8 protein-coding genes are annotated in these 12,350 nt (G+C 32.4%); 7 read left to right on the forward strand and 1 reads right to left on the reverse strand.

Annotation, left to right across the window (positions count from 1 at the left end):
- Nucleotides 1-26 precede the first annotated feature (26 nt).
- From DNC80_RS12400 to DNC80_RS12430, 7 genes are all read left to right on the forward strand, one after another.
- On the forward strand, nucleotides 27-3,128 hold the full coding sequence (locus DNC80_RS12400) for a SusC/RagA family TonB-linked outer membrane protein (protein ID WP_182651495.1): 3,102 nt from the start codon (nucleotides 27-29) through the stop codon (nucleotides 3,126-3,128).
- A 12-nt stretch (nucleotides 3,129-3,140) separates the two neighbouring features.
- Nucleotides 3,141-4,763 (forward strand): RagB/SusD family nutrient uptake outer membrane protein, encoded by a 1,623-nt coding sequence (locus DNC80_RS12405; RefSeq protein WP_182651496.1) that lies wholly within the window; start codon nucleotides 3,141-3,143, stop codon nucleotides 4,761-4,763.
- Between the two features lie 217 nt (nucleotides 4,764-4,980).
- Nucleotides 4,981-6,933 carry a putative porin gene (locus DNC80_RS12410; RefSeq protein ID WP_182651497.1) on the forward strand — a complete coding sequence of 651 codons (1,953 nt, stop codon included), beginning with the start codon at nucleotides 4,981-4,983 and terminating at the stop codon, nucleotides 6,931-6,933.
- Between the two features lie 182 nt (nucleotides 6,934-7,115).
- A complete protein-coding gene (locus tag DNC80_RS12415; RefSeq protein ID WP_182651498.1) occupies nucleotides 7,116-8,477 on the forward strand; it encodes a pyridoxal-phosphate dependent enzyme in 1,362 nt (453 codons plus the stop codon).
- A 158-nt stretch (nucleotides 8,478-8,635) separates the two neighbouring features.
- Nucleotides 8,636-9,118, forward strand: a complete 483-nt coding sequence (locus tag DNC80_RS12420; protein ID WP_182651499.1) for a 3'-5' exonuclease — start codon at nucleotides 8,636-8,638, stop codon at nucleotides 9,116-9,118.
- 93 nt (nucleotides 9,119-9,211) lie between these two features.
- Nucleotides 9,212-10,483, forward strand: a complete 1,272-nt coding sequence (locus tag DNC80_RS12425; protein ID WP_182651500.1) for a DUF2851 family protein — start codon at nucleotides 9,212-9,214, stop codon at nucleotides 10,481-10,483.
- A gap of 61 nt (nucleotides 10,484-10,544) precedes the next feature.
- Entirely contained in the window at nucleotides 10,545-10,772 is a 228-nt protein-coding gene (locus DNC80_RS12430) for a PspC domain-containing protein (RefSeq protein WP_144889117.1), read from the forward strand.
- A gap of 45 nt (nucleotides 10,773-10,817) precedes the next feature.
- Here DNC80_RS12430 and DNC80_RS12435 read toward each other — a convergent pair whose 3' ends face one another.
- Entirely contained in the window at nucleotides 10,818-12,281 is a 1,464-nt protein-coding gene (locus tag DNC80_RS12435) for an APC family permease (protein ID WP_182651501.1), read from the reverse strand.
- Between the last annotated feature and the right edge of the window lie 69 nt (nucleotides 12,282-12,350).

Raw genomic sequence — 12,350 nt, forward strand, 5'->3', positions numbered from 1 at the left:
TTAACAAACTCAAAAAAAATAAATTTATGAGATCAAAATTCAAATGGATTTTTTCGTTGCTATTGGCATTGTCAATGCAATTTGCTTTTGCACAGGAGAGAACTATTACGGGGACTGTAACAGATCCTTCAGGACCACTTCCTGGTGTTAATGTTTTAATTAAAGGTTCAAAGTCAGGTGTGCAAACTACTTTGGATGGTACTTATTCGATTAAAGCAAAAATTGGAGATGTTTTAATTTTCTCTTTTGTAGGGATGCAAGATTTTCAAGCTACTGTTGGAGCTTCTAGTTCCCTAAATGTTAAAATGAAGGATTCAAGTGTTAATCTACAAGAAGTAGTTGTAGGTGCATATGGAAAGACTTCTACAAAAGCAAAGACAATCGGGTCAACTCAAACTGTTACAGCTAAAGTATTAGAGGGAAGACCTAATGTTAACGTATTGCAATCATTGCAAGGACAATTAGCAGGTACTAATATTGCATTAGCTTCAGGGCAACCTGGGAGTAACAAAATTGATATTATCATCAGAGGAGCATCTTCATTAAATGCTAGTCTTGATCCTTTGTATGTTATTGATGGTGTGCCTTTGACTCAAGCTTTTTTCAGAAACTTAAATCAAAATGATATTGAAAGTGTTTCTGTACTTAAAGATGCATCTGCAACATCGGTTTATGGTAACAGAGGTACTAATGGAGTTATTGTTATAACTACTAAAAAAGGAGATTATAACTCTGCATTATCTGTTAACTACAGTTCTTCTTATGGTGTTTCAGAATTTAGAGGAGATGATTACAATCTAGTTAATGCTAAACAACATTTAGGAATTCAAAAAGCTTTTGGAGCTGGTCCTGGATTTACAGGTGTTGGTCCTGGTATTACAGTAGATGTAAACAACATCAATTCTTACGCTGTAAATACGGATTGGAAAAAAGTGTTTTTTAGAACAGGAAAAACTTCTAGTCAAGATGTTAGTTTTTCTTTAGGTGGAGAAAACACTAAAAGTTTTACCTCTTTAAGCTACTTTCAACAAGATGGTATCGTTCCGACAACTGACTTCAAAAGATTTACTTTCAGATCTAATTTTTCTGGTAAATCTTCAAATGGAAGGTTAACATATGGAACTAATGTTACAACTGCGTTTTCAAAAAGAAAACAATTAGAACAGGAAACAAGAGCAGGTATTAATAATAATATTTTGCAAAATCCACTAAACGGATATTTGCTTTCTCCAACATATTTAAGACCTGATACTTATCAAAGTGGTGCGCAGTTATTTGCTCAGTTTGGATCTCCAGCACTTGAACTTACTCCTTTTATGTTGCAAGATTTATTAACAACTAATAATGCTCCAAGTTTTTTTGAAGAATTAAAAACAATTGTTTCGGCTAATTTAGGTTTTAAATTGACAAAAAATTTAACTTTCAAAAGTACTATTGGTGGTGATTATGCAGAAGATAAAAGAACTTTTGCAATTGGACCAGATGCATATCTTTCTGTTGTAAGAGCAGTAGGTGCAGGACAAGCTTTTCATGGTCTTGAAACTATTCGTTCAAACAGAGAATTTTCTTTCAATTCAACTAATCAGTTAAACTATAAAATTGAATCAGGAAAGCATACTTTAGACGCTTCTGTTTTTATGGAGTATTTAAAAGCTCATAGAAGATCGTTTTTCTATCAACAAACAGGTCTGAATCCATTAACTTGGTCTCCAGGTGCTGGTACTGGTTATATTACTTATAGCTTAGCGTTACCATTTACTTATGCTCCCGCTGTAGGGGCATCAAGAGTAGACGCTGGTTTATTCTCTTATTTTGCTACCATGGATTATGATTTTGATTCTAAATATGGTGTAGCTGCTACTGTAAGGAGAGATGCAAGTTCAAAGTTTATCAACGATAACAAATGGGCTACATTTTATTCAGTTGGAGCAAGATGGAATATTAGTAAAGAAAATTTTATGTTAAATAATAATTTTTTTACTGACTTAAAATTAAGAGCATCTTATGGTACTGCCGGTAATCAGAATATTGTAGCTAGGGATCAGGATAGTGATGCAGCTACTATTTTTAACGGAACCCAAATAGTTCGTGATTTAAATAGTACTCAAACTGGATATGGTAATGCACCTTCATTTGGAGTTTCTTCTATTGCAAACGTAAATGCAAAGTGGGAAACTACTTCTCAAGCTAACGTTGGTTTAGATTTTAATATAAAAAACAGATTATCTGGTTCATTTGATGTTTACAAAAGAGTAACTACTGACTTATATACAAGTATTCCTGTTTCTTCATCTAATGGTATAACCAACCTAGCAGGTAATAATGGAGCACTATCTAACGAAGGTATAGAGTTGTCTTTGAGATATGATGTACTTAAAAATTCAGATTTTAAACTTGCCATCTATGCAAATGGTGCTTATAACAAAAATAAGATAACAGATTTAGGTGTATTAAATGACGGAACTGGTAAGCAAAGAATTGGTACTGATTTTGCAAATGCTATTGGAGGTCCAGCAAATCAGTATTATGTAGTACCTTACAAAGGTGTTAACCCTGTAAATGGTAATCTTTTGTTTACAGACATAAATGGTGCTGATACAGAAAATCCTACGGATGCTGACAGAAGGTTATCAGGTAAAAATAATTTACCAGTTTATCAAGGTGGATTCGGTTTTAACGCTTCTTATAAAGGATTTTTCCTTGATGCTGCCTTTGCCTATTCAGCAGATTTTTATAGATTTGATATTGATTACCAAGGTTTGATGGATATTAGAAATGCAGAATTATTTGCTGTATCAGCTGATATATTGAATGCATGGACGCCGACTAACACTAATACTGATGTTCCTTCATGGAATGCTGCTAATATTGATGCAGCTGATATTTCTGATAGATTCTTGCAAGATGCATCTTTCATACGTTTAAGAAATCTAGGTGTTGGATATAGTGTTCCATCTAAATTTTTAGAAAGAACTTTTATGAAAAGTCTTCGTTTTAGATTGCAAGGAGAAAACATCTTGACTTTTACAAAATGGAGAGGATTTGACCCTGAGACGTTTAGAGCTTCTACAACTGGTTATTTTCCAACTCCAAAATTGTATACTTTTAGTGTAGACATTAATTTTTAAAAAAATAAAAAAATGAAAAAAAGAATATTAATTTTAAGTGTATTGGCAGTCTTTTTCTCTTGTTCAGATGCAACTGATATTGTACAAGCGGGAGAATTGAATGACGCTAGGTTATTTACATCTGTAAATAATATACAGTTATTTTTGAATGAAACTTATGATAGGCTTGGTACTGAGAATGAAATTTTGGTATCGTCATTACTGACTGACGAAGTTGCCATAGGTAGCGGTCTAGTTTCGAATGAAACTCAAAGGTTTTTCTTATTAACTACAAATGGTTTTGCTGCAAATATTTGGAACAGCCATTACAATACTATTAATTATTGTAACAGACTTTTGAGAGGAGCTGCATTATATACTCCTAAAGCATCAGAAACGGCTCAGTATAATTCTATTTTAGCTCAAGCTAGAGCATTAAGAGCTTTTTCGCATTTTCAATTGTTGACTTATTTCTCTACAGATTTAAGTAATGATGCGGCTCCTGGTGTTATGCTTGTAGATTTTGTACCTACTGCTGATCAAGATATTCCAAGGTCAACAAATGGTGAGGTTTTTAAGTTAATTGAAAGTGATTTAGCTTACGCTCAAGCTAATTTAATTAATCCAACTGGACCAACTGCTTATAAATTTATTAACAGTAACTTTATTAGAGCATTTAAAGCAAGAATGTATTTATATAGAAAAAATTATGCTCAAGCTTTGATAAATGCTGATGATGCCTTAACTAACTCTGGATTGGTTTTGTCTACATCGACTGTTTCAGTAGCTAATTTTCCTTCGACAGCTTCAACTGTTGTTCCAAACGGTGCTGCTAATGGCGCTAACACCATAAATGTAGATCCTGGTACTGGTTTTCCTGTACAAAGAGCATTGTTTCAAATTGATCAGTGGGCTTCTACATCTAGTCCAATGTATAGAAAAATGTGGGTTGATGCTGCTCAAGGAGAAATTTTATTCGCTGTAGATAAGCCTATAAATAAAATTAATTTTAGTAGTCAATACAATACTAATGGTTCATATATTACAGGTGGTCCATTATATGATATGGGTAGAAGTTTATTCAACTTGTACAATGCAGACCTAGGTGGTGGTGCACAAGATTATAGAAGATGGTGTTTTGTAGATCGTTCATCTACAATATCTGCTACTCCAGCTACTGCTTCTAGAACTAGTGAGGTAATTGTTATAGACAAGTATCCTGGTAAAAATGGTGGTCATACTGCTAATGATTTAAAAGTTTTTAGATTATCTGAGATCTATTTTATCAAAGCTGAGTGTCTTATTAGAAGTGGTAATTTGACTGGTGCTGCTGATTTGATACGTCAAGTTAGACAAGCTAGAAGTTACACTGGCGGTGTTGTTCCACTTCCTGTATATGCAAATGCAACTGCTGCTATAGCAGATGTATTGTTAGAAAGAAGAAAAGAACTTTCATTTGAAGGGCATAGATACATTGATTTAAAAAGATTAGGAGCTGATGCAGGTGTTACAGGTACTGACAGATTTGCTCAAGATGCGGTTAATTCTTCTGCAACTAATCCTGTTAATATTAATGTAACTGATTATAGATTCACATTACCAATTCCTCAAAGAGAAATTAATGTTAATGCTTTAACACAAAATCCTGGTTACTAATTTTATAATTTATTTGATTATATAAATTATTTTATATAAAGCTGCGAGATTTATTTCTCGCAGCTTTTTTTATATAATTATTTTGAAGTTTACTTTATGGCAAACATTTCTTAAAGATTTTTTTGTTTGTTAAACGATAATTTTTTTATTTTAAAATAAAACTTAGGTTTTGTTTGATAAAATTTATCTTTGCATTCAAGTCTATATTCTTTATCAAATGAAAAATTTTTTTTTATTTTTTTTTATAGTTTCTCCTTTTGCTTTTTTTGCTCAAGTAAAAAATGAATCTATCGAACAAAAAACTAAATCACTCAGGATTCCAGATTCTCTCAGAAACAAAAAAGTAGCATCAATTGATCTTTATAAAGTAATCACGATTGATAACGACACTACTTATATAGACACTTCTTTGACCATTCAAAAAGAATACAGTCATAACTATCTTCGAAAAGATATTTTTGGTTTACTTCCTTTTGCAAATGATGGGCAAACTTATAATACCTTGCAGTATAGCCTGAGAGAGTACAACCCATTACCTGAGTTTGGCTTTAAAGCCAAGCATTTTAATTTTTTAGAAGCTCAGCATTTACGGTATTATTCAGTTGCTACACCTGTTACTGAGTTGTATTTTAAAACTACCATAAATAGAGGTCAATCTGTAGACGCTTTTATTACTTTAAATACGTCAGAAAATCTTAACTTTTCTATTGCATATAAGGGACTTCGGTCTGAGGGGGAATATCTGAACCAATTATCTAGTACGGGTAATTTTAGGTTTACTACTAGCTATAATACAAAGAACAAGCGTTATTTTGCAAAGGCGCATTTTACTTTTCAAGACATTTTAAATGAAGAGAATGGTGGCATTACTACTATTGAAGATTTTGAAAGTGAAAACACAAGCTTTAATAATAGACAGCGGTTTGAAGTGTATTTTACAGATGCAAAGTCTTTTCTAAAAGGGAAAAGAATTTTTCTGGACCATTATTTCAGAATAAATCCGGAAAAAGGGAATACAAATTTGTATGTTTCGCATCAAGTTAATTATGAGAATAAATTTTTCGAATACAATCAGCGTACAGTTCCCTCAACGGTAGGTTCTTCAGCTGTTGAACGTTTTGGTGATTCGTTTATTAATTCCAATATAAACGACCAAACCCGCTATAATAAATTGTACAATAAAGTAGGGTTGACGTTAGAAAACAGTTTATTGGGTAAGTTTTATTTTTTTATTGATGATTTTAGATCAAATTCGTATTACAATAGGATTTTAATTTTTAACAATCAAACTAATATTCCTAGTTCCTTAAGTCAAGATATTAACACCATATCAGGTAAATACGCTTTTTATCGAAAAAAAATCTCAGGTGATTTCTCGTATCAACGCTCTATAACACCTCAATCTTTATCAAATCTAGATGCAAATTTTAAATTTAATTTCAATGAAGATTTTCAACTGTCTTTGCAATATCAAAATTTGAATAAGTTGCCAAATAATAATTATAACTTATACCAAAGTAGCTATATACAGTACAACTGGTCTAATGATTTTAAAAATGAAAAAATCAATAGATTAAATGCTAATGTAGTTTCTCCTTGGGTTGATATTGATTTTCAATATACTATACTTAATGATTATTTATACTTTGCTAACATTGCAACCAACCAGCAAAAAAGTGTTCGAACTCAAATTGTAGCTCCAGCACAGTACAATAAAATTATAAATTATGCCTCTTTAAAGTTAAGTAAAGAAATTAGTTTTGGAAATTTTGCTTTAGATAATACTGTTTTATTTCAAAAAACAACACAAGATGAACTTGTTTTAAATGTGCCCGAAGTGGTAACCCGAAACACCTTTTATTATTCTAATTATTTCTTCAAAAATGCATTATTTTTACAAACGGGAGTTTCCTTAAATTATTTTTCAAAATATTATGCGAATGAATACAACCCGTTAATTGGCGAGTTTTTTGTTCAAAACGATAAACAAATTGGGAATCACCCAAATTTAGATTTTTTTATAAATGCCAAAATTCAAAGAACTAGAATATACTTAAAAGCAGAACATTTTAATTCAAGCCTTACGGGTAATAATTTTTATGCTTCACCTAATAATCCATCTCGTGATTTCACAATTCGTTTTGGTTTAATCTGGAACTTTTTCAATTAATTTCAATTTTCTTTAGGCGTTTTTCCGTGCTATCCGCTATATCTTTTCTTGCTTAAAGAAAGCAAGAAAAGGATGCCGCTTCTATCACGAACGCAATCTGTCTTACACAAGAATATTACTTGCGAAAATGTTATCTTTGCACCATTATAGACTACAATATATCATTTAAAATTTATAAACAAATGCGCTACGCCGAAAACATATTAGGAACAATAGGCAACACACCTTTAGTAAAACTAAATAGAGTAACAGCCGAAGTGGATGCTCTTGTTCTTGCAAAAGTAGAAACTTTTAACCCAGGTAATTCTATAAAAGATAGAATGGCGGTTAAAATGGTTGAAGATGCTGAGGCTGATGGAAGATTGCAACCGGGAGGAACCATAATTGAAGGTACTTCAGGGAATACAGGAATGGGACTTGCACTAGTTGCTATCATTAAAGGATACAAATTAATCTGTGTTATTTCTGATAAACAATCTAAAGAAAAAATGGATATTCTACGTGCCGTAGGAGCAAAAGTTGTTGTTTGTCCTACTGATGTGGAACCAACTGATCCAAGATCCTATTATTCAGTTTCAAAACGGCTAGCTGAGGAAACACCTAATTCATGGTATGTCAATCAATACGATAATCCATCTAATGCAATTGCGCATTATGAGCAAACGGGTCCAGAAATTTGGGAACAAACTAACGGTAAAATTACCCATTTCGTGGTAGGTGTTGGTACGGGTGGAACGATATCAGGTACTGCTAAATATTTAAAAGAACAAAATCCAAATATCAAAATTTGGGGAATTGATACTTACGGATCTGTATTTAAAAAATATCATGAAACCGGAATTTTTGATGAAAACGAAATTTATTCCTATATCACCGAGGGTATAGGGGAAGATATTCTTCCTAAAAATGTTGATTTTTCCCTTATTGATGGGTTTACAAAAGTTACAGATAAAGATGCGGCAGTTTACACTCGGAAAATTGCACTTGAAGAAGGAATTTTTGTAGGGAACTCGGCAGGTGCTGCCATTAAAGGTTTGCTTCAATTAAAAGAACATTTTAAGCCAGATGATGTGGTAGTGGTACTTTTTCATGATTCAGGAAGCCGTTACGTAGGGAAAATGTATAATGATGAATGGATGCGTGAACGTGGATTCTTAGAGGAAGAAGTAACTAAGGCAGAGGATGTTATAAAGGATCATATTGATAAGCCACTTATTGTTGTTCGCACCGAAGAGTTGGTTTCACATGCTATTGAGCGCATGCGTAAATACAAGATTTCTCAAATTCCAGTAATAGACATTACAGGATTTGTAGGATCTGTTGACGAGAGTGATCTGTTTCAAAGTTATGTTGCTGATAAAAATGTAGCTGATAAACCGATAAAAGAGGTTATGGGTAAACCTTTTCCAATAGTGAAGCAGGGAACACCTATTGAAGAGGTTTCTAAATTATTTACTAAAGAAAACGAAGCTGTTTTAGTTGAATTAGCAAATGGTAATCACCATATTATTACTAAATATGATATTATTGGTTCTATTAAATAAATAGTTATAAATAGTATTAGAGGCCTACATTGTTTTTACTTTGTAGGCTTTTTTTTTTTTTGATGAAATTATTTTATGAGCATGTTAAAAGTGATTTGGAGTATGAGGAACTTATTTTTGATGTATATTTGTAAATATTACCTTAATATAGAAATAAAGTGACTTTTACTGCAATAGATTTTGAAACAGCAATTGGTTATCACCCTTGCTCTGTAGGTATTGTAACCGTTGAAAACGGTATTGTTGTTGATGAATTTGTTACCTTAATACAGCCGCCTAATAATTACTATTCTCCATACACAATTCAAGTGCATGGTATTCATCCATACGATACAGAGTACGCAAAGACTTTTGCTGAAATATATCCTGAAATCCACAAAAGGCTTTATAATCGTGTAATTGTTGCTCATAACGAGAGTTTTGATAGGAATGTTTTGGCTAAGTCCATGGCGAATAATTATTTAGATTATTCGGATCTAAATATCGCTGATCGATGGGAATGTACGGTTAAAATATATCGAAGCAAAGGATTTAAGCCTACAAAACTGAGCGATTGTTGTCGGGAAATGAACATAGAACTCAACCACCATGAAGCGCTGTCTGATGCGCGAGCCTGTGCACAATTGTACTTATTGAAATAGATAGTACTTAGCTTGTTTACCTTAATTTCGTATTATGTTTTGCTCAGAATAGATTATTTTCACTAATTTAGTAAGTAGTGAAATATAAACAATATGAAAGAAGATTTTCTTCATTACATCTGGAGATTTAAAAAATTCAATATTCTAGATTTGAAAACACATCAAGGTGAAACCTTGACTATCATAAATGTTGGGCAGTATTTAGAACTTTCGGGCCCTGATTTTTTTAATGCTCAAATCCTTATTGAGGATCAAAAATGGGCTGGAAATGTTGAAATACATATAAAATCTTCTGATTGGTATATACATCATCACGAAAAAGACGATGCCTACGATAGTGTTATTTTGCATGTAGTTTGGGAACATGACACCGAAATTTATCGAAAAAACAATACCGAAATACCAGTTTTAGAACTTAAAAATTATGTTGATCCCTCAATTCTTAACAAGTATCAATCTCTTGTAGCTCCTAAATCTTGGATTTTCTGCGAGAAACAAATTAATCAAGTTGATGAGTTTGTATTGAAAAATTGGCAAGAACGATTGTTTTTTGAACGTTTAGAACGTAAATCAAAACCTATTTTTGATTTATTAAATCAAACTAATCAAGATTGGGAAGCGGTTTTATTTTGTCTTTTGGCCAAAAATTTTGGCTTAAACACCAATGGAGACACTTTTTTAAAGATTGCACAATCTATTCCATTTGCTACCATTAGAAAAGAAAGTTTTGAAGTTGAAAATTTAGAAGCTTTAATTTTTGGCACCGCAGGTTTATTAGATGCTGATAAAGAGGATAACTATTTCAAGGATTTGAAATTCAGGTATTTTTATTTGCTTCATAAATACCAGCTTGAAAAAAGCACAATAGAACCAGTCCAATTTTTTAAACATCGTCCAGATAATTTTCCCACAATTAGACTTTCTCAATTGTCAAATTTGTACCATTTACATCAAAATTTATTTGCAAAAATTAGTGATTTAAAGTCTTTACAAAGTTGTTATAATTTGTTTCAAATTCCCTCATCATTGTATTGGAATACACATTATCAGTTTGATAAAGTAAGTCCTAAAAAGAATAAAGCACTCTCTAAATCATTCGTTGATTTGATTGTAATCAATACCATAATTCCGATACAATTTGCCTATCTAAAGAGTCAGGGTAAAGAAATAGCAGAGGATTTTATCAATTTGCTTATGGAAATTGCACCAGAGAAAAATTCGATTGTGGATAAGTTTAACTCTTTCGGAATAGTTTCAAAAAATGCTTTTGATTCACAAACACTTTTGCAATTGAAAAATGAGTATTGTAATCAAAGTTTGTGTTTACAATGTAGTATCGGTATGGATTTGCTCAAAAACAAATAGACAAGAATAAGAAGATGTGAATATAGAGTTGTATTTTTGTATTTATTAAATTCATTCCTAGATGTCAGCAATTTTAAAAATAAAATTTTTTTTCGAAAAACACGGATTTCATGTTTCTTCTAGATTAGCAGATACGCTTGGAATGCGGGCAAGTAGTGTGCGTCTTTTTTTTATATACCTTTCCTTTGTCACTGCTGGATTATGGTTTGCAGTGTATCTTACACTCGCATTTTGGATGAAGTTAAAAGATCTCATAAGGGCAAAGCGAACTTCAGTATTTGATTTGTAAAATAGATAAAAAAAAGGCTCCTAATTATTAGGAGCCTTTTTTACTTTATTCTTGTGGGTTGTTCAATTTAGAATTTCTTTTTCCATAAAGGAAGTAAATTAAAATTCCAATTACTAACCATCCTAGAGAAAATAATTGTGCTTGAATACTCAAGTTAATCATTAACCACGTGTTGATTGCAATACCACAAACAGCAATTACTGGTAAAGCAGGAACTTTAAAAGTACGAACTAGTTCAGGTTGTTTAACTCTTAGCATCCACACAGCGACACATACCATTGTAAAAGCAAATAAAGTACCAAAACTTGTCATTTCGGCAAGTTTACTAATAGGTGTAAAAGCAGCTACAGTTGCAATAAATCCACCTAAGATCATCAAGTTTGTTTTTGGTGTACCAGATAAAGGATTAACCTTTGAGAAAACAGGAGGAATCAAACCATCTTTTGACATTCCTAAGAATATACGAGATTGTCCCATGATCATAACCATTAATACTGATATCAAACCTACAGTAGCAGCTATTGTAATAATATAACCAGCCCATGCTTGTCCAGCAATATCAAATGCGTAAGCTACGGGAGCTTTTATTGCTTCAGGGTATTTCCCTAGTGGATTAAAGTCTTGGTAACTAATCATTCCTGTTAATACTAACGATACTAATATGTAAAGAATTGTACAAACTAATAATGATACAATAATAGCAAATGGAACGTCTTTTTTAGGATTGATTGCTTCACCAGCTTGAGTAGAAACAGCATCAAAACCTACATAAGCAAAGAAAATTGCTGCAGCACCAGATATAACACCACTGATTCCGTAAGCTTGATGTGGTTTGTCATCAACCATAATAGTTTGTACATCAGGAATAAATGGAGACCAGTTGTCTACATCTATGAAGAAAGCTCCAGCAATAATTACAAAAATTACAGCAGATACTTTTAAGATTACAATAAAGTTGTTAGCGCTAGCTGCCTTTTCAGTACCTTTTATTAATAAAGATATGACCAAAATTACAATTAAAAAAGCGGGTAAGTTCATTGAAAATCCTTCGCCAGTATAACTCGCTGGGTCAGTGGTAAGCCACTCAGGGAGTTTTATACCAAACATTTTCAGCATTTTATTGAAATAGCCTGACCACGAAACGGCGACGGTCATAGATCCCATAGCATATTCAAGTATTAATCCCCAGCCAATTATCCAAGCAAATATTTCTCCAATAGTTCCATAAGCATAGGCATAAGCAGATCCTTCTACAGGTAAAATAGAAGCAAATTCAGAATAGCACAACGCTGCAAATACACAGGCAATACCCGCAATAACAAATGAAAGTGCTAGTGCTGGTCCAGCATGATTATAGGCTCCTGTACCTGTAAGAACAAATATTCCTCCTCCGATAATAGCTCCAATACCAATTGCAGTAAGGCTCCACTTTCCTAAAACTCTTTTTAATTGACTTTTTTTCATATCAGCTTCAAAAGCTGATACTGGTTTAACTCTCCAAATTGACATGGTTGTTTAATGTTTTAAGTTATTAAGCTCCAAATGTATTGTTTTTTATAAAAAATAAAAACAATAATT

The organism is Flavobacterium sp. SOK18b (genome assembly GCF_014156605.1).
Lineage (GTDB): Bacteria > Bacteroidota > Bacteroidia > Flavobacteriales > Flavobacteriaceae > Flavobacterium > Flavobacterium tiangeerense.